The organism is Nitrospira sp. ND1, assembly GCF_900170025.1.
GTDB lineage: Bacteria > Nitrospirota > Nitrospiria > Nitrospirales > Nitrospiraceae > Nitrospira_A.
This window is the reverse complement of the sequence record NZ_FWEX01000006.1, coordinates 2,000,148-2,018,431: the sequence shown is the minus strand read 5'-3', so window position 1 is coordinate 2,018,431 and position 18,284 is coordinate 2,000,148. Positions and strand designations below refer to the sequence as shown.

Below are 18,284 nucleotides of genomic sequence, written 5' to 3'. Positions count from 1 at the left end.
TCGTTCGCATGATTCGCGGGAACCTGTTCCATCGACGACAGACCATTGCCATCGTGACCCTCGCGCTCTCGCTCGGTCTCTGGGCCGGGACAGCCGAGTCGGCACCGGCTACCGGCGGGAAGGGACATCGCCCAACCGCCTCCGCTAAGCAACCACCGGCGGTCCAAACCGCCGTCCGATATGCCGAAGCCCTTGCGCACGGCGATCGCGTCACCGCCGGACAATTGGACTTTGCCTGCCAATACCGATACGTCGTTGCCTCTCCGGCGAAGGTGAAACAATTCGCGCCGGCCAATGACACGTCCTACGATTCCTGCTGGCAAACCCTGACCGATGCCTATGCGCCCATGCTCAAGCGGTCGGACATTGCCATGGATATCATTTGGCCGAGCACCGGCCCGCTGATGTTTTTCGGTGACGATCTCCCGAGGGCGCCGGCCTCGACCTTCGTGGCCGACGTGCTGGGCACCTCACCCCCCGGGAGCGGCCTTCACGTGACCGTCGTCGGCAGCCGCACCATTCCGTCCGGTTCGTTCCGCCTGGGACGCGCAGGAAAGGTGCTCGGAGTTCCAACGACGCTGGTCCAACTGTCTGTGCAGTATCAGGATCCCCTGACCTCGCCGGTCACGTATGCCCCCGGCAACGTCAAGTGGACGAACACGATCAAGCGCCCGAGACTGGCATTGAAATCCGTGACTACCCAGTGGGTCGTCTTCACCGGGCTGAAGCAGCATGGATTTCCCGGCGATACCGCCGTATTCAATCTGCCGGTCGCCTCGCAGCCGGAAGCCCCGGGCATGATGGCAGACAAGATTCCGTTTGCCACCGAAACAAGCCGCGCACTGCCTGAGTCCCTGGCCTGGTGGGGACCGAACGATCAACCCGGCACGTTGACAGCCGCTGCGGCACGCGCCGCCATCTTTCCCGATCTGCGCGACCGGGTGGCCTTACTCAACCGCGTCTTGCTCATCGACCCGAAGCAGCCGGATGCCCTCACGGTCTTGACCCGCCACCTGTATAGCGTGTTGCTGCGTGAAGCCCGCAATAGCCATCAGGTGCCCATAAAGGATCCTGCCCTGGGCATTGTGGTGGACGAATTTTATTGGAACATTTATGCGCAGGGAGCCCGCTTGGATCTCTCGAACGGGATGGAAATGGGCGGGCTCTCACAGCCGACCCCGGCAGACTTTCTCTATCGTCTCATCCCGGCGCTTCAAACGCTCGTTTCGGTCAGACCGGAACAACTCGACAACCGGTTTCGACTTGGAATCGCCTACCGATGGAACAACGACCAGCTCCCCATGGTCGAGACCTTCGAATCCCTGGTAAAGGATATTCCAGAGCACCGGAGAACGCCCAAGTCCGAGGCCCTGCTCCAGCTGGCCTGGTCCCGCATCAACAAAGTGTCCTGGAACCGGATCCTTCACGATACGGAGACGCCTCGGGCCTATGCCGATGCCGAGGCCGCCCTGGCACAGGCCGAACTGCCACTCGATAAGTTTCTGGCCGAATATGCGATGGCCTACACCATGATCTTTTTGCCGAACTACGGGGACAAGGCCAAAATGCTTCAGCACCTGACCGAAGCCAAGCGGTGGTTCGACGAGGTACCCGGCAAGTCGGATGAGGTGTGGCGGTACTTCCTGCACTCGGAACTGCTCAAAGCCGTGCTGGACGCCGATCCGATGTTCCAACCGATCCTGGCAACCGCCGCCGCCCCCCACGCCTGACAACACACGGAGCGGGGCGGTGGAGTCAGAAGTACTCCACCGCCCCGCGCACTCCAGCCTCCGCCGCCTTGTCAGCCCGCATACGCTGTGCTAACCATGGTGATCATCATGTCCACGGAGGAGTCCATGCCCGTCACGGCCAGAACCGCCAGCGCAAGTCGTTGTGCCATCGTCGCAACCCTGATCGCGTCTCATTTCAGCCTGACCGGCTGCTCAATTTTCGGTGGAAGCACGCAACCACTGATGGTCAATTCAGAGCCACCCGGCGCACAGGTCCTCATCAATGGCACCGCAGCCGGAACGACGCCGTTGCAGTATCAGGTCCCCCGAAGAGGTGACCTCACCGTCGAAGTGCACAAAACGGGATACCAGACTCAGTCCCGAGTGACGGGCCGGAAACTCAGTAGCACCGGGATCGTCGATGTCATCGGGGGCGCATTGTTCCTTCTTCCGTTGCTCGGACTGATTGCGCCGGGCGCGTGGGAACAGGACCCCTCCACTCTCGGCATCACCCTCGAACCCGACACACATCAACCGGCCCAAGCGCCTTAGCGACGCCTGCATCACAGCACAAACACGCCATTTTTTCAGGAGCAGACCATCATGATCGACGTCCACGGGTATGCTGCACTCAACGCTCAATCCCCGCTCACGCCGTTCAGATTTTCACGCCGCGAAGTGGGCAAACAGGATGTATTGATCAAGATCCAGTACTGCGGGATTTGCCATTCGGATGTGCACCAGGCGCGGGATGAATGGGGCGGATCACTCTTTCCGATGGTGCCCGGCCATGAAATCGTCGGCACGGTGGAAAAAGTCGGGGCCTCCGTCAAACAATTCTCCGTCGGTCAAACCGTGGGGGTCGGCTGCTTCGTCGATTCCTGCCGGACATGCCAGGCATGCAAGAAGGGCCTGGAGCAATATTGCGAAGGCCACCTCGCCTTCACCTATAACGGTAAAGAGCGGGACGGCGTCACACCCACCTACGGCGGATACTCCACCAAGGTCGTCGTCGATCAACGTTATATTGTGCGGATTCCCAAACGGTTGCGCCCTGAAGAAGCGGCGCCGCTCTTGTGCGCCGGCATCACCACCTACTCCCCGTTGCGGCACTGGGGGGTGGGCAAGAACCATCGGCTCGCTGTGGTCGGGTTAGGCGGCCTCGGGCACATGGCCGTCAAAATCGGCAAGGCGCTCGGCGCGCATGTCACCGTCCTGAGCCACTCCGACAAGAAACAAGCCGATGCGAAGCGGCTGGGCGCACAGGCCTACTACTCTACCGCAAAACCCGAAACGTTGACCCAACTCACCAAACGGTTCGACTTCATCCTGGATACCGTCTCAGCGCCCCATGATCTGAATGCCTATCTGGAACTGCTGAAGACCGACGGCACCATGATTCTGGTCGGGGTTCCGGATAAGCCCGCGCAGCTCGGCGCCTTTCCCCTGATCATGCGCCGACGGCGACTGGTCGGATCGTTGATCGGCGGGATCAAGGAGACTCAAGAGATGCTCGACTTTTGCGGCACACACATGTTCGGCGCAGATGTGGAAGTCATTCCCATCCAGCAGGTGAATGCCGCCTACGACCGTCTTGTTCGGGGCGACGTGCGTTATCGCTTCGTGATCGATATGAGTTCCCTGACGTAGCGCCTGGCATCCGACGCTCTCAGAGATGAGTCCCAACCAGGCACGGGCTCGCCTTCTATGCGCACCCACTCAAATCGGGTGGGGGCAGAACCTGTGGTCAGCGAATGCAGAAACTGAGAGCGGCTCACGAAAGTGGGAGAGTCGAATGAAGCGGCAGGCCGGGCGGCCGCAAGGCCGCCCGGCGAATCCACCACTACTTGGCAGGAGTGACAAACGGCATGAGCGGCAACTGCCGCGCATCCTTGTCCACCTTCAACAGGGCAATGGCACCGCGAAGGGCGTCGGTCAAGGAGTGGGTGACGATCGGGTAAACCCCGTCGTTGTTGTCCAGCACCATATCGAGGATCGCCGCGCCCGCCGGCGGAATCAGCTGCGTCTGCACGCCGCGCGTATGGTTGGCGGGATTCCCGCTCTCCCACACATCATCCCAGATTTCAGCGATCGGATGGACCGCCGACACGTTGTTCGGGCCGGCATTCACAAAATAGAACCGGACCCGTTCCCCCGGCTTGGCGTCCAGGAAGTCGCCTCCCGCCTTGCTGTGCACAGGATCGTACCGGAAGACGGAGCCGTTAAACACCACATGCTGATACTTCCGGTCGAACATCCCGTCAACATCGTCGGGATCCTTGAACAGTTCGCTCTGCACCAGCACATACTCGCGATCGGCTTTCGGCAGCGCCTTGGGATCCTTGGGATCGACGATAATGGCGCCCATCATGCCGCGCGCAATATGCTGAATCATGGGAGAGGCACCGCAGTGATAGGCAAAGATGCCCGGCCATTTGGCCTTGAAACGATATTGCAGCGACTCGCCGGGACGCACTTCCTTGTAGTGCTCCAGGAAGTTGGTCTCCGCCGCGTGAAAATCCATGGAATGGGGGCGACCGTTGGTCTCGGGATTCGTCAGTGAAAAGACAACCTCGTCACCTTCCTGCACACGAATCACCGGACCGGGAAACTGACCGTTAAAAGTCCAGGCGTCATATGTATGTCCCTCCCCGTCGATGACGAGTTTCGTTTCTACGGCGGTCATGGAAACTTCAACGACTTTCGCGAACGCGGATTCGACCGGCTGCATGGCCAGGCCCGAGACTGCGGCCAATCCCAAGACCGTGCGAATCACAGATTGACGAAAGCGGATGTTACGTACTGTCATAATGCTGCGGCTCCTCCTGTTGAAAGTGAATGGGTATGGGTTCATTCAGAACCCCAGGCAGGATACCGAATCGTCAGTTCAAACCAATATGACAATTGTCATGTTTTTAAATTACCTCCGGACTGGTAGGCGTTCTCCTACAGCTCAGGATACCGCTTAGCGCTTCGCGGCCAGTTCCGCAAAATAATGCACAAACGCCTTCATCCCGCCTGAGGCCTGGCCCCAGTCGAAATATTCGTTCGGCGCATGGTAGCCGTGCTCAGGCAGGCTCAAGCCCATGAACAGAATCGGAACTTTCCAGGCTTTCTGCATCGTCACCACCGCGCCGATCGAGCCACCTTCGCGAATAAAGGCCGGTTCTTTTCCGAATCCGGCCTTCACGGCGCGTTTCACCGCATCGACGTATGGCCCGTCAAACACGCCTCTGAACGGATGCAACATCCCCTCGCGCTCGACCGTCACCTCCGGATTCAACTTGGCGACATGTTTCTTGAGCAGCGCAAAGGCTTTCTCCGGAGTCTGATTCGGTACGAGCCGCATGCTGACCTTCAGCTCCCCATGGCCAGGGACCACCGTTTTCACCCCCGGCCCATGGTAGCCGCCGACGAGTCCGTGCACCTCAAACGTCGGCGCGGCCCAAATACGGCGCATGACCTCTGCCGGATCCTGGGTGCGAAGCGTCTTGAATCCATAGGCCTGCTTGAACTTGCTCACTTGAAATCCAGACTGCAGGAAACTCTTGATCTCTGCCTTTGTCGGCTCGACCACATCTTCGTAGAAGCCCGGAATCTTCACCTTACCGGTCTTGGCATCCACGCAGGCATGGACGATGTCCATCAACTCGGCCAGCGGGTTTCGCGCCGCGCCGCCGGTCACGCCCGAATGGGCGTCCTTGGAGCCGGTACGCAGGAGGAGGCGCGCGCCCAGCAGCCCCCGCAGTCCATAGGGCATCGCAGGCTGATTCTTCGACAGCCAGATCGTATCCGAAATCACCACCGAGTCCGGACGTGGGATCGCCGCACGATTCTTGATGGCCGCCGCAAAGCTTGGACTGCCGTTTTCCTCTTCCAGTTCCCACAAGAATCGCACGTTGATGGGCACCCCCTGCTCGATCGCATAACGCGCGCCGAACAAGGCCGCCAACGCCGGGCCTTTGTCGTCCGTCGCCCCTCGTCCCCGGTATATACCGTTGTCGTTTTGAAACGCAAAGGGGGCCTGTTTCCATTCCGGCTCCTGCGCCGGCTGAACATCCATGTGATTGTAGACGGTCACGGTCGGGTAGCTCGGATCGACCGTCCATCCGCCTGACACGACCGGGTAGCCCGGGGTCTCGACGATGTGCGTCTCCGCCCCGGCGGCCCGCAGATATTGCGCCGCCAGTTCCGCCATCCGGCGCACATCCGGCGTATGTCGGGGATCCATGCTGATAGAGGGAATTTCCACTGCCTGCCCGAGCATGTCTTCGTAGCGCGGGCGAATGTCCTTAATGTAGGTATCTAACTGGCGCTGCAAGTCGCTCATCGCTGTGCCTCCCTGTGATCGCCGGCGATTATATCGACTCGCAGGCGGAAAGCCTATGAGGGCGATGATCGAGACAAAGAATGGTAGAATGCGCTCGATGATCCACGATGGCTCCCAGATCCTGAATCGCTCTATTGCGAAACTGCTCTTCGGCCTGACGGCGTTCCTGGTCCTCCATACCGACATGGTCGCCGCGCAAGAAGCCGTCACCGTGCAGGAAATCCTGACTGATCCCGCGCTGTTCCACTTGCGGCAGATCACGTTGCGAGGGACAGCCCGCAACGTCCAGCCGCTCGATCCCTATGAGATCCCCGCCGGCTCGACCTGTTATGGCGGCTATCTCTTCAACCTGGAAGATGACACGGCCACGCTCCCGGTCGCGGTCCCGGGACTCTGCGGCGTCCCGATGGTGAAAGACCCTGACGTGGAAGACGGGGCGCGCGTGGTAGTGGAGGCCACGGTCCAGGCCCCGAGCCATGGAGGGTATGCCTTGAGCTTCAAGAGCGGAAAGATCGCCATGGATCAGGAGGGCGTCGTACAGGCCATCGCGAACCGGATTATGCCGCTGGTGGAATAACTCATGGCGCTTCCTCTCCCTGAACAATCTCCCCGCCTCGTGACTCCCGCACAGACACACGTCGGCTGGATCGGTACCGGCATAATGGGCGCACCCATGTGCCAGCATCTCCAAGCCAACCAGTATCGACTCACCCTCTACACCAGAAATCGCAGCAAGGCATCGCTGATTCTGGCCAAGGGCGCAACCTGGGCCGATTCGCCGCGCGCAGTGGCTGAGCAGACAGAGGTCGTGGTGACGATGGTGGGATTCCCCCGTGACGTACGCGACGTCTACTTCGGCAAGCAGGGTATCCTGGCGGGCACACGTCCGGGCATGGTGCTGATCGACATGACCACCACCGAACCGTCGCTCGCGCAGGAGATCGCCCAGGCGGCTCAATCACGCGGGGCCTTCACCGTGGATGCGCCGGTCTCCGGAGGCGATGTCGGCGCGCGCAACGCTACCCTCTCCATCATGGTCGGAGGGACGACCAACGCCGTTCAAGCCATCATGCCGCTGCTGCAATGCCTCGGCAAGACAATCCTCCATCAGGGCGGCCCCGGCACGGGGCAGCATGCCAAACTCTGTAACCAAATCGTCATCGCCGGCACCATGATCGGCGTCTGCGAGAGTCTCCTGTATGGCTACAAGGCGGGGCTGCAGCTAGATCGCATGCTGGAATCGATCCGCGGCGGCGCGGCAGCCTGCTGGACACTGGACAATTTAGCGCCACGCATTCTGGCCCGCAATTTTGACCCGGGGTTCTTCGTCGAACATTTCATCAAAGACATGGGCATTGCGTTGGAAGAAGCGCAACGGCGACAGCTCACCTTGCCCGGACTCACACTCGCGCATCAATTATATGAAAAGGTACAAGCGCTCGGCCATGGCCGATCCGGCACCCATGCCCTAATGCTGGCACTGGAAGATCTGTCGCATATCAATCCGGTCAGGCCTTCGGCATCAACGTAACCACGGGAGTTCTATGAGAACCGTTCCTCTGCGCATTCTTCTCCTTCTTCTCTTGTCGGTCACGGTCTCCGCCTGCACCGGAGCCCGCGGTCTCAACCGTCAGCTCCTGCAGGAATCGTTTCACGATCATCCCGAGGTGGTCACCGATCGTGATATCGCATCCACCATGACCTTGCAGGCGAACCTGCCGACGCCCTATCGCCTGGCTGTTTTTTTCAAACAGGAAGATTTTCCAAGCCGCCCGGCGCTGCAACGGGTGGACTGGGTCAGCACAGACGCCGACCGTGTGCAACGGGCGCTCGCGCCGGTACAGGAAGAAGGCATTCTTCAGCAGAGTTTCCTCCTCGCCAACTCCACGGTCCAAGGGACCACACTCCGTGACATTCGCCTGGCCGCCGCCCGCTACAACGCCGATGCGCTTCTGATCATCGATGGGGCCTCCGCCGTGGAACGGTACAACAACGGGCACGCCGCCTGGTACGCCACCGGCATCGGCGCCTACCTCGCCCACGGCACCGAAAGCCACGCGCTGTTCATGATGGAAGGGACCCTGTGGGATGTCCGCACGGGCTATCTGTACGGCACGCAAACAGCGGAAGGGGAAACGACCCTCGTCGGCCCGGCGCCATCGCTTGAGGACAGGACCGCAGTGGCCGAAGCCAAGGACGTGGCACTTGAACGGTTCAGCAAAGAACTCGCCGAAATGCTCCGGCTCTTGAGGGAGAAGCAGAGAGCGATGAAGTAAGACTTCTACCGCTCCTTATTCCGATTGTGGCCCGGATGTTTTCTGCGCATCGTCGCGAGGCAGTTGAAGCCGAAGCCCGCCGCGGAACTTGGTCTCTCGGGCGCTCAACATGGCTGTCGGGCGAGGCCGCAGTGAGCGAGAGGCTGAGGCGTTCCCGGCAGTACGTCGAAGGCTTGAGCGAAGCGAGAACGAAGCCCGAAGCCATTTTCAGTGCCCGGTCACGGAGAGTCGAAGGTCCAGAGAATGCCCAGCAATACCAGATGCTGATTCGGCGTCAGGCTCAGCACACCAGGCTGGATCTCCCCACGCCTGAAGAATCCCCCGCCCGCCCCGGTCGATTCGTCCCATCGATGTTCAAGCCGCAGCGTCGTGTTGGTCCACTTGTAGGGGATTCGATATTCGATCGTTGAGGTCACGGCCTTGACGAATTGCTCCGAACCGGTCCAACGGCCGTTCCGGTCCCAATAGAACTCCGGCCGGACCGCCAGAGCCCAAGGTCCGGTCACATGCCATCGCGCGACCACATTGCCTCCCATCACAAATGCCCTGGGATTTCCGGGACGATCGGCGATGTTTTCGGTCCCGATATCATAGGAAGCCGCGAATGTCAGGTTCTCCCCTTTCCATTCGACGATGTGATTCGCGTAGAAGCGCCAGAATTGCAGTGCCGTGTTGGTCTGATCCGGCCCCCCGTAGACCGTCTGGGTCAGGGTGAGTTGCGGAGTCGCTTTGTAGGCCCACTGCCCCCCATAACTCGGTTGGTCGTTCGGATGCGACAGGTGATAGTATCCGTTAACGATAAACCCCGCGACCGTCAGCTTGTCGGTGACCGGATATTTCGCATTGACGCCGAACATCATGTAGGGCGTGTTGTCGGCAATCCATGACCGGGTGTAGTTCACATTGTCCTTGGCATAGAGCGATTCGTAGCCGATGAGGCTATTAAAAAGCCCGGCGGTGATCGTGAGCCCCTTCCCGACCGGAGCCAGATAGGACACATTCGCACGATGGATGTGCCGAAGCGTATCGGCCCCGCCGACTTCACGCTCACCCTGTAAAAACGCAAAGCGTTCGGAGTCGTAGCCGCCTTGCACACCGAGTTCCATGCCCCAACGCGATGATTCAGTCGCGTCTTTCCGAACATAGGCCAGGGCCATATTGGGAGCAAACTCATTGTGCCGCGCCGCCGTCGCACGATTCCGCCAGAGGTGATTCTCTGGAAAGTTTGGATTCACGACGTAGCCGACATCAAGGTAGGCCCCGTAATGCCAGAGGTCAGTGCCGGTTGCCGGAATCGGATCGGGTGCGATGCTGATTTCACCGGCATGCGCCGGTACGACCAACGTACAGAGGAGAAGTACCCACCAGAGTCGGCGCAAAAAACCGGCAGGAGCAGTCTCCATGGCTGAGCCGACATCGTTATGCAACAGCAAAGCAGGTTTCATCTGACACTCATCGCTCCACCTTCTCACGGCATAGACATTAGGTGATGTCGCATCAAAACAGGATTAAAAGCGAACATGGAGGCGTAAAGAATCTGTAAAAGTCCGTTGGAGCTCTCATTCTGTTCGGAGACGATATCCGACACCCAATTCCGTCACTAAATGGCGCGGCTGAGCGGGATCGGCTTCGATCTTATTCCTCAATTGACGCATATACACACGCAAATAGTGTCCCTCGTCTACATGAAGGGGACCCCACACTTCTTTGAGCAACTGACGATGCGTCACCACCTTCCCGGCATACCGCACGAGCGTCGTCAGCAACTTGTATTCAATCGGCGTGAGGTGGATCTCCGCCCCCGAGACAAACACTTGTCTTCGCCCTAAATCGACGGTCACATCGCCGAACGTACAGCTCGCGTCCACCCCGTCTCCAACCGGGCGAGTCGCATGCCTAAGAGCCGCGCGCATGCGGGCCAGCAATTCATCCACGCCAAACGGTTTCGTGACGTAGTCATCGGCACCAAGATCGAAGGCTTGCACCTTGACCTGTTCCTGGTCTCGTGCGGAAAGCACGATGATCGGCATGTTCGACCAGGCGCGGATTTTCTCAATCACTGCGGTGCCGTTCATATCGGGAAGACCGAGATCGAGCAGAATAATGTCGGGATTGCGAGCGGAGGCCTGCGCCAGTCCATCCGCGCCGGTGGTCGCTTCGTACAGCCGATAGCCATGAGCCGGCAAAGTTGAGCGAAGGAACCGCCTGATCTCCGCCTCATCTTCGATGAGCAGCACGGTCACGTCATGGCTCCGCGTCGATGACATGTGCAAACAGATCCTAGGTGACTGCGCGGTCATGCCCGTTCTGTTCCGGTTCGACCGTCGGCTGATTGTGCTCTGTCGGAAGCGTGAAGCAGAAGCTCGATCCGCCGCCGGAGCGGGCTTCCACCCAAATGCGCCCGCCATGGGATTCGATAATCCCTCGGCAAATCGTCAGTCCCAGCCCGACGCCACCTTCCCGATCGGGATGGAGTTGATAAAACTTTTCGAAGATCCTCCGCTCTTCCCCTCGCGGAATACCGGGCCCTCGATCCGCGACTTCCGTCACGATCATCCCTTCCTTCACCGAGGCCGTCACATCGATGGGGGAGGCCGGAGGAGAATATTTCGCAGCATTTTCCAATAAATTGATCAGCACTTGTTCGATCAAGACGCCATCCACGAGCACCAGAGGGAGACTGTCCGGGAACGTTGTCGACACCGGATGTGTAGCGATGCGCGATTTCACTCGAGCCAACGCCGTACCGACCACTTCCTCCAGCGCATGCCATTCCTTTCGCAGCTGCATGGCACCCGCCTCCAATTTGGTCATATCGAGAAGGTTCTTCAGCAACCGATCCAGACGACCAGCCTCATCGCTGATGGACCGGACCAGTTCGTGTTGACTCTCAATCGACAGGGGCCGGGTCGTGTTCAGTATCGCGCTGCTCGCTCCGACAATCGTGGCAAGCGGCGTCCTGAGATCATGGGACACTGAGCTCAGCACAGCGTTTCGCATGCGCTCCGTTTCAGTCTGCACGTGGGCTTCTTGTGTTTCTTCCGCCAGGCGCGCACGTTCCAACGCCAACGCCATCTGATTCGCAAAGGTCTCGAGAAGATGTAGCTGCTCCGGAGCCAGTAATTCGGCGGGTCGCGACGATCGCACCGCCAGGACACCAACCGCCCCATGAGATCCTAACAATGGCAGATAGAGCGAATCCGATCCGGAAAGGGTATTCGTGCCATGACCAGCAGATTCTTTATGGTCGAAGACCCATTGCGAGATGCCGGCTTCTTTCGGATCGAGGTCAAAGTGGAGCGCATCGCCTCGATGGAGATGCACCCGCCCGTCTCGATCGGGCAGAAACACCGCCACCTGGCAATGGAACACGTCGTGGATATGACGGGACGCGACAGAAGCCAGCTTGTTCACTTCACGCTGAGTGATCAATTCTCTACTCATGGCGTAGAGCGCGGCAGTTCGTTGTTCACGAATCAAGGCCGACTCGGCCTGCCGGCTCTTGTGAGACGCAAGCCCGCTGGTCAGCAGCGCGACCACGAGCATGACCGCAAATGTCAGCAGATATTGCACATCGGAAACGGCGAATGAATAGTAAGGGGGAATGAAAAAGAAATCGAAGGCCGCGACGCTCATCAATGACGCCAGCGCCGAAGGACCTCGTCCCCATCTGGTGGCAATGACCACCACCCCGAACAGATACACCATAATCAGATTGGCCTGCCCGAAGTATGGAGCCATCACCCCACTCAGCGCCGTGCAGGCCATCACCAACGCCGAGGCGTAGCCGTAGTTCCGGCGCTCACTGGTCCGTTGAAGTAATCCGGTCACGAGAGGTTGACCGGTCCCCGCTTCACCGGTCATGACGTAGATATCGATATCTCCGCTCCCGCGAACGAGGTCGTCCACCACCGAACCGAACAGCCATTCCTTCCAGCGCGAGCGCAATGGTTTTCCGACAATGATTTTAGTGACATTGCGGCTCCGGGCATACGCCAACAGCTGCGCACTCACGTCATCCCCGGTCAACGTCACTGTCTCTGCGCCCATACGCTCGGCCAACCGCAGGGTGTCGACACCTTGGCTCCGCTCCTGCTCAGTCAACCGCAGATGTATGGACGTTTCCACATAGACCGCGATCCACCTGGCATGGAGGCCCGTAGCCATCTTTCTGGCCGCGCGAACCAACATCGGCCCGCGGGATTTTAGATTCACGCAGACCAGGATGGTTTCCGCTGCCGGCCAGGTGCCGACGACCGCATGGTCCCGGCGATACACTTCCATTTGTTGATCGACTCGCTCAGCCGTCCGACGCAGAGCCATCTCACGCAACGCGATCAAGTTGCCTTTCCGAAAGAAGTGTTTGATGGCATGCTGCGCCTGGTCCGGCAGATAGACCTTGCCGTCCTTGAGCCGTTGCAGGAGATCGTCCGGGGGAAGATCCACCAATTCGACGTCGTCAGCTTGTTCGAGAATGGAATCCGGCACGGTTTCGCTCACGCGAATACCGGTAATTTGGGCCACGGCGTCATTGAGGCCTTCGATATGCTGCACGTTGACGGTAGTATAGACGTGGATACCGGCCTGCAGGAGTTCCCTCACATCCTGCCACCGCTTGGGATGCCTGGACCCAGGGGCATTCGTATGCGCCAGTTCATCCATTAGCAAAAGCTGCGGCCGGCGCGACAGGGCTGCGTCCAGATCGAAATCACGGAGCCTGGAGCCTCCATATACCACTTCCCGGGATGGAAGAACCGGCAACCCCTGAACCAGGGCTTCCGTTTCGGCCCGGCCGTGAGTCTCAACCCACCCGATCATCACATCGATGCCGTCGCGTTGCTGCTCATGTGCCGCTTGCAACATGGCATAGGTCTTCCCAACCCCTGCAGTCGCGCCGAAAAACACCTTCAACTTGCCGCGCACCTGTTCGGCCTCTTCAGCCTGCACGCGCCTCAGCAAGGCATCGGGGTCCGGACGCTGGTTCTCCATGGCACTCCTGACAAAGGAATCTGATGATGGATGCGAGATGACACAAGATTGGCAGAGCGAATTCTAAAAGACAGACGTAAAAGCGTCAACGAGGAGGGTCGGTCGCATCCAATGCAAGGTTCAACGCCAGCACATTGACCCGGCGTTCACCAAGCATCCCCAGCTGACGTCCTTCGGTATGCTGACTCACCAACGTCCGGACGAATGCTTCCTCCCTCCCCCGTGCACGAGCAACCCGGCGTACTTGGTATTCGGCCGAAGCGGGGCTGATATGTGGGTCGAGACCGCTACCTGAGGCGGTCACGAGATCGACCGGAACCGGTGTGTCATTGCCGGGATCCGCGGCTTTCAACGCAGCCACCCTCATTTTGACCGTCTCTATCAGCGCGGGATTGGTAGGGCCCAGATTCGAACCGGATGAGGCCGCCGCATTGTAGGGGAAGGGAGCGGTCGCGGAAGGGCGTCCCCAGAAATACTTGGGATCGTCGAAGGGTTGGCCGATCAGCGTAGAACCGATCGGCTTGCCGTCTTTAGAGATCAGACTCCCATTGGCCTGATGGGGGAACAGCAGCTGCGCGATTGCTGTCACGGCCAGCGGATAGGCCACGCCGGTCAGGATCGTCAGAATGAAAAACATCATCAGCGCGGATCGAAGTTGAACGACCATTGTGATCTCCTCAGACCAATCCCAGGGCGACCAGGACCAGGTCTATCAGCTTTATTCCAATGAACGGGGCAACGATCCCTCCCAGTCCGTACACCAGCACATTGCGGCGCAGCAGCAAGGAGGCTTCGATCGGCCGGAACTTGACTCCCCGAAGCGCGAGCGGAATCAGCGCGATGATGACCAGGGCGTTGAAAATCACGGCCGACAGTACGGCGCTTTCCGGCGTCGCCAGTCCCATGACATTCAACGCGCCCAGGGCCGGATAGGTGCCGGCAAACGCCGCCGGAATGATCGCAAAATACTTCGCGATATCGTTAGCGATACTGAAGGTCGTGAGCGCGCCGCGCGTCATGAGTAGCTGTTTGCCGATTTCGACGATCTCGATCAATTTGGTGGGATTGGAGTCCAGATCGACGAGATTGCCCGCTTCTTTGGCGGCCTGGGTGCCGGTATTCATGGCCACGGCCACATCCGCCTGCGCCAACGCCGGCGCGTCATTGGTGCCGTCGCCCGTCATGGCCACGAGTCGGCCTCCTGCCTGAAGATCACGGATGAGTTTCAATTTCGCTTCGGGAGTGGCCTGTGCGAGAAAATCGTCCACGCCGGCCTCTGCGGCGATCGCGGCAGCCGTTTTTTGGTTGTCGCCCGTAATCATCATCGTTTTGATGCCCATGCGGCGCAATTCGGCAAACCGTTCCTTGATGCCCCCCTTGACCACGTCTTTCAAATGGATCACCCCAAGTACCGACTTGCCTTCGGCCACGACCAGAGGAGTGCCACCTTGCGTGGCAATCGTCTCGACCGCATTTCGCACGGCCGGCGGAAACGCCCCCCCGAGTTGGGTCACGTAGTCTTCAATGGCTTCCGCCGCACCCTTCCTGATCTGTCGACCGTCAAAGTCGACGCCGCTCATTCGCGTGTGCGCCGTGAACGGCAGGAAGGTGGCCCCCATCGCATGGATGTCGCGCCCTCTGAGTCCATAGCGCTCCTTCGCCAGAATCACGATGCTACGGCCCTCAGGCGTTTCATCCGCAAGGGATGCCAATTGGGCCGCATCGGCGACAGATCTTTCCTGCACTCCTTCGGCTGAAATAAATGCGGTGGCTTGCCGGTTCCCCAGCGTAATCGTCCCCGTTTTGTCGAGGAGCAGCACATCCACATCACCGGCCGCTTCGACGGCTTTCCCCGACATGGCGATCACGTTCGCCTGGATCATGCGGTCCATACCCGCGATGCCGATCGCGGATAAGAGCGCGCCGATCGTCGTCGGTATGAGGCAGACCAGCAGGGCCACCAGGACCGTCACCGTGATGGGCACCCCCTCTCCCATGGCATGCGCGGAGTAGAGAGAAAACGGCAGCACGGTCACGGTCGCCAGCAAGAAGACGACGGTGAGAGCTGACAACAGAATAGTGAGTGCGATTTCATTCGGTGTCTTCTGGCGCCTGGCGCCCTCAACCATGGCGATCATTCGGTCGAGGAAGGTTTCACCGGCGCTGGCGGTGATCCGCACCACGAGCCAATCGGACAGCACCCGCGTGCCGCCGGTGACGGCGCTCCGGTCACCGGACTCACGAATCACCGGCGCGCTCTCGCCTGTAATCGCACTTTCGTTGACGGATGCAATCCCCTCGATCACATCTCCATCGCTGGGAATGTCATCGCCCGCCTCCACCAGTACGATGTCGCCTTTTTTGAGAAAACTGGCCGGAACGAGGCAATAGACCTCGCCGGGTTTGCCGATGGCGGCGGGCACCGCCAGATAGTCTTCTCCGGAAGTCGGTTTTCCAAATCGCTTGGCAGTCAATTCTGTCCGAGCCCTCCGGAGAGAATCGGCTTGAGCCTTGCCTCTCCCTTCGGCGATCGCTTCGGAAAAGTTGGCGAAGAGCACGGTGAACCAGAGCCACAGCGAGATGGCGAGGATGAACCAGGTCGGCGCCTCCCCTGTCCCGAACAATGCCTGGAGGAACAGGAGCGACGTGAAGAGGCTCCCCACGAAGACGACGAACATGACCGGATTGCGGACCTGAACGCGAGGATCGAGCTTTCGCAGCGCATCCAGCATGGCCTGGCGAACAAGCGGCGGATCGAAGAGCGGTCTGGCTTTCGTCGATGTCGTCACGTGACTCCCTCCGCTCATTCGGGCTAACGGGCAACCATCAGTAGATGTTCCGCCACCGGCCCCAACGCCAGGGCCGGAACGAAGGTCAGGGCACCGAACATGATCACCACCCCGACCAGCAATCCCACAAAGAGCGGCCGGTGAGTCGGAAGCGTACCCGGGCCGGCCGGCACGATCGTTTTACGCGCCAGCGATCCGGCGAGTGCCAGTGTCGGGATCGCCAACAAAAATCTGGAGACCAGCATCGCCAGAGCACCGGTCAGGTTGTAGAACGGCGTATTGGCGTTCAATCCCCCGAAGGCGCTGCCGTTGTTGTTACCCTGAGACGTATAGGCATAGAGAATTTCGCTGAAACCATGCGCGCCGGGATTGAGAATGGACGACGTGCCGGACTCCGTCACGACCGCCACTGCCGTGAACCCGAGGACGATGATGGGCATGATGAGGATCAGCAGGGATGCCATCTTCATTTCATACGTTTCGATCTTTTTCCCCAGATACTCCGGGGTCCGGCCTACCATCAGGCCGGCAATGAACACCGCGATGATCGCGAAGACCAGCATGCCGTAGAGGCCAGAGCCGACCCCTCCCAAAATCACTTCGCCGAATTGCATCATGAACAGCGGCACCAACCCGCCAAGTGGCGTGAATGAATCGTGCATGGCATTCACCGCTCCGGTGGATGTGGCCGTCGTCACGGTGGCAAAGAGCGCCGAACGGGCGACCCCGAAACGAACTTCCTTCCCTTCCATGTTGCCGCCGGATTGCGCACTCCCGGCGGTCTGCTCGACGCCCAGCATAGCCAGGCGCGGATTTCCTGCCGACTCCGCCCAGTAGGCCACCAGAACGAAGAGGGCCAGCACGCTCAGCATCGCAGCGAGAATCGCCCAGCCCTGCCTGGTGTCGCCAACCATTGTTCCGAACGTGTAGGTCAGAGCAGCGGCAATCACGGTTTCAGCCAGGATCAGCATGAAATCGGTCAGCGGCGTCGGGTTTTCATAGGGATGAGCGGCATTGGCATTAAAAAATCCGCCACCGTTTGTTCCGAGGTGCTTGATGGCCACTTGTGACGCAACCGGACCGACGGCCAAGGTTTGTTCAGTCCCTGCTGTTGATTCGGTCCTGGCAGCGCCCTTCTCGTCCAACACCGGCTGCCCTGCGGCATCGACTATCGGCTTCTCATAGGTCACGGACTGAAGAAGCGTGGTGTGATGAGAAGACCCGAAGGTCTGGACCGTCCCTTGCGAGACGAGAAGCAGCGCGAGAACGGCTGACAGCGGTAGTAAGATGTACAGCGTGCTGCGGGTCAGATCGACCCAGAAATTGCCGATGGTGGCTGCCGTTTGAGCGGTTAACCCGCGAATGAGGGCGACCAGGATGGCCATGCCCGTGGCGGCAGAGACGAAGTTTTGGACCGTCAGGCCGAGCATTTGCGTGAGAGAACTGAGCGTCGACTCACCGGCATAGGCCTGCCAGTTCGTATTCGTGATGAAGCTCGAAGCGGTGTTGAAGGCGAGGTCGGGAGCCACCGCCCCGAAACCAGCCGGGTTCAGCGGCAGATATCCCTGCAGTCGCTGCAACGCATAGAGCGCGACCAACCCCGTGACATTGAACAACAACATGGCCACGGCATAGGTCTTCCAATCCATCTCCTCGGTTGCACGCACGCCGCAGACACGATAAATCAGGCGTTCGAAGGGTCCCATCACCCGGTCCATTCCGCAGGCTTGGCCCGTATAGACGCGTGCCATGTACCAACCCAGCGGCTTGACCAACGCTACCAGGACGAAAAAGAAGAGTCCGATTTGAGCCAACCCGTTGACAGTCATCAGAACCACTCCGCCTTCAGCAGCGCGATCATGAGGTACGCCAACAACCCCAGTGACAACACTGCACCGAGCGCGTACATCGCATTCATGACCACACCCCCCTAGAGCAGGATTCCGAGAAAGCCCGCCAGCTTCGTTCTCGCATCATTCAGACCCTCAACGTACCCCAAGGGTACGCCTCGGACCTTCATTCGCTGGGGCCTTGCTGGACAGCCTTTTTGAGCATCCTGCGGTGATGCTGTTCTATTAGACTGCCTCTCCGGAGCAATGAATTTCACGTGTGACAACAAAGTTTTTCCGTAGGCTGTTAGAGACGGTCCAACGCCGAGATGAGCCAGCCG

The 18,284-nt window shown here is 59.6% G+C and carries 15 protein-coding genes; 6 read left to right on the top strand and 9 right to left on the bottom strand.

The genetic code is table 11. The annotated features are described in order from the left end of the window. Positions 1–8 precede the first annotated feature (8 nt). From NSND_RS14260 to NSND_RS14250, 3 genes are all read left to right on the top strand, one after another. Positions 9–1,730, top strand: a complete 1,722-nt coding sequence (locus NSND_RS14260) for a hypothetical protein (RefSeq protein ID WP_080879640.1) — start codon at positions 9–11, stop codon at positions 1,728–1,730. 108 nt (positions 1,731–1,838) lie between these two features. Continuing rightward, the gene (locus tag NSND_RS14255; RefSeq protein ID WP_235000258.1) at positions 1,839–2,282 is read left to right on the top strand and encodes a PEGA domain-containing protein; all 444 of its coding nucleotides are present in this window, start codon (positions 1,839–1,841) and stop codon (positions 2,280–2,282) included. Positions 2,283–2,333: 51 nt separating this feature from the next. Continuing rightward, positions 2,334–3,380, top strand: a complete 1,047-nt coding sequence (locus tag NSND_RS14250) for an NAD(P)-dependent alcohol dehydrogenase (protein WP_080879638.1) — start codon at positions 2,334–2,336, stop codon at positions 3,378–3,380. Between the two features lie 193 nt (positions 3,381–3,573). Here the strand turns inward: NSND_RS14250 and NSND_RS14245 are convergent, their stop codons facing one another. Both NSND_RS14245 and NSND_RS14240 read right to left on the bottom strand, forming a co-directional pair. Further along, a complete protein-coding gene (locus tag NSND_RS14245) occupies positions 3,574–4,539 on the bottom strand; it encodes a multicopper oxidase domain-containing protein (RefSeq protein ID WP_080879637.1) in 966 nt (321 codons plus the stop codon). A gap of 156 nt (positions 4,540–4,695) precedes the next feature. Further along, a complete protein-coding gene (locus NSND_RS14240; RefSeq protein WP_080879636.1) occupies positions 4,696–6,060 on the bottom strand; it encodes a M20/M25/M40 family metallo-hydrolase in 1,365 nt (454 codons plus the stop codon). Positions 6,061–6,148: 88 nt separating this feature from the next. Between NSND_RS14240 and NSND_RS14235 the strand changes: the two genes are divergently transcribed. The 3 genes from NSND_RS14235 to NSND_RS14225 are packed head-to-tail and all read left to right on the top strand — an operon-like array spanning position 6,149 to position 8,336. After that, positions 6,149–6,637: a hypothetical protein gene (locus tag NSND_RS14235; protein WP_080879635.1), complete on the top strand. Its 489-nt coding sequence runs from the start codon at positions 6,149–6,151 to the stop codon at positions 6,635–6,637. Positions 6,638–6,640: 3 nt separating this feature from the next. Continuing rightward, positions 6,641–7,591 (top strand): NAD(P)-dependent oxidoreductase, encoded by a 951-nt coding sequence (locus NSND_RS14230; protein ID WP_080879634.1) that lies wholly within the window; start codon positions 6,641–6,643, stop codon positions 7,589–7,591. A 13-nt stretch (positions 7,592–7,604) separates the two neighbouring features. Continuing rightward, positions 7,605–8,336, top strand: a complete 732-nt coding sequence (locus NSND_RS14225) for a hypothetical protein (RefSeq protein ID WP_080879633.1) — start codon at positions 7,605–7,607, stop codon at positions 8,334–8,336. A 218-nt stretch (positions 8,337–8,554) separates the two neighbouring features. Here the strand turns inward: NSND_RS14225 and NSND_RS14220 are convergent, their stop codons facing one another. The 7 genes from NSND_RS14220 to kdpF all read right to left on the bottom strand — a co-directional run bounded on the left by NSND_RS14220 (position 8,555) and on the right by kdpF (position 18,032). After that, on the bottom strand, positions 8,555–9,781 hold the full coding sequence (locus tag NSND_RS14220; RefSeq protein ID WP_080879632.1) for an outer membrane beta-barrel protein: 1,227 nt from the start codon (positions 9,779–9,781) through the stop codon (positions 8,555–8,557). Positions 9,782–9,895: 114 nt separating this feature from the next. Beyond that, positions 9,896–10,603 (bottom strand): response regulator, encoded by a 708-nt coding sequence (locus NSND_RS14215; RefSeq protein WP_080879631.1) that lies wholly within the window; start codon positions 10,601–10,603, stop codon positions 9,896–9,898. 13 nt (positions 10,604–10,616) lie between these two features. After that, the gene (locus NSND_RS14210) at positions 10,617–13,325 is read right to left on the bottom strand and encodes a sensor histidine kinase (protein WP_080879630.1); all 2,709 of its coding nucleotides are present in this window, start codon (positions 13,323–13,325) and stop codon (positions 10,617–10,619) included. Positions 13,326–13,410: 85 nt separating this feature from the next. Further along, the gene (gene kdpC, locus NSND_RS14205; RefSeq protein WP_080879629.1) at positions 13,411–13,992 is read right to left on the bottom strand and encodes a potassium-transporting ATPase subunit KdpC; all 582 of its coding nucleotides are present in this window, start codon (positions 13,990–13,992) and stop codon (positions 13,411–13,413) included. A gap of 10 nt (positions 13,993–14,002) precedes the next feature. After that, entirely contained in the window at positions 14,003–16,132 is a 2,130-nt protein-coding gene (gene kdpB / locus NSND_RS14200) for a potassium-transporting ATPase subunit KdpB (RefSeq protein WP_080879628.1), read from the bottom strand. 5 nt (positions 16,133–16,137) lie between these two features. Continuing rightward, the gene (gene kdpA, locus NSND_RS14195; protein ID WP_080879627.1) at positions 16,138–17,943 is read right to left on the bottom strand and encodes a potassium-transporting ATPase subunit KdpA; all 1,806 of its coding nucleotides are present in this window, start codon (positions 17,941–17,943) and stop codon (positions 16,138–16,140) included. Next, positions 17,943–18,032 (bottom strand): K(+)-transporting ATPase subunit F, encoded by a 90-nt coding sequence (kdpF, locus tag NSND_RS14190; RefSeq protein WP_143833560.1) that lies wholly within the window; start codon positions 18,030–18,032, stop codon positions 17,943–17,945. The genes kdpA and kdpF overlap by 1 nt, the downstream gene beginning before the upstream one ends. Positions 18,033–18,284 lie beyond the last annotated feature (252 nt).

What these genes read in the sequence shown, in the direction of transcription:
- kdpA (WP_080879627.1), bottom strand. Translation starts at nt 17,943, where the DNA reads ATGACTGTCAACGGGTTGGCTCAAATCGGACTCTTCTTTTTCGTCCTG.
- NSND_RS14250 (WP_080879638.1), top strand. Translation starts at nt 2,334, where the DNA reads ATGATCGACGTCCACGGGTATGCTGCACTCAACGCTCAATCCCCGCTC.
- NSND_RS14210 (WP_080879630.1), bottom strand. Translation starts at nt 13,325, where the DNA reads ATGGAGAACCAGCGTCCGGACCCCGATGCCTTGCTGAGGCGCGTGCAG.
- NSND_RS14245 (WP_080879637.1), bottom strand. Translation starts at nt 4,539, where the DNA reads ATGACAGTACGTAACATCCGCTTTCGTCAATCTGTGATTCGCACGGTC.
- NSND_RS14220 (WP_080879632.1), bottom strand. Translation starts at nt 9,781, where the DNA reads ATGAAACCTGCTTTGCTGTTGCATAACGATGTCGGCTCAGCCATGGAG.
- NSND_RS14215 (WP_080879631.1), bottom strand. Translation starts at nt 10,603, where the DNA reads ATGTCATCGACGCGGAGCCATGACGTGACCGTGCTGCTCATCGAAGAT.
- kdpC (WP_080879629.1), bottom strand. Translation starts at nt 13,992, where the DNA reads ATGGTCGTTCAACTTCGATCCGCGCTGATGATGTTTTTCATTCTGACG.
- NSND_RS14235 (WP_080879635.1), top strand. Translation starts at nt 6,149, where the DNA reads ATGCGCTCGATGATCCACGATGGCTCCCAGATCCTGAATCGCTCTATT.
- kdpB (WP_080879628.1), bottom strand. Translation starts at nt 16,132, where the DNA reads ATGAGCGGAGGGAGTCACGTGACGACATCGACGAAAGCCAGACCGCTC.
- kdpF (WP_143833560.1), bottom strand. Translation starts at nt 18,032, where the DNA reads ATGAATGCGATGTACGCGCTCGGTGCAGTGTTGTCACTGGGGTTGTTG.
- NSND_RS14240 (WP_080879636.1), bottom strand. Translation starts at nt 6,060, where the DNA reads ATGAGCGACTTGCAGCGCCAGTTAGATACCTACATTAAGGACATTCGC.
- NSND_RS14255 (WP_235000258.1), top strand. Translation starts at nt 1,839, where the DNA reads ATGTCCACGGAGGAGTCCATGCCCGTCACGGCCAGAACCGCCAGCGCA.
- NSND_RS14260 (WP_080879640.1), top strand. Translation starts at nt 9, where the DNA reads ATGATTCGCGGGAACCTGTTCCATCGACGACAGACCATTGCCATCGTG.
- NSND_RS14225 (WP_080879633.1), top strand. Translation starts at nt 7,605, where the DNA reads ATGAGAACCGTTCCTCTGCGCATTCTTCTCCTTCTTCTCTTGTCGGTC.
- NSND_RS14230 (WP_080879634.1), top strand. Translation starts at nt 6,641, where the DNA reads ATGGCGCTTCCTCTCCCTGAACAATCTCCCCGCCTCGTGACTCCCGCA.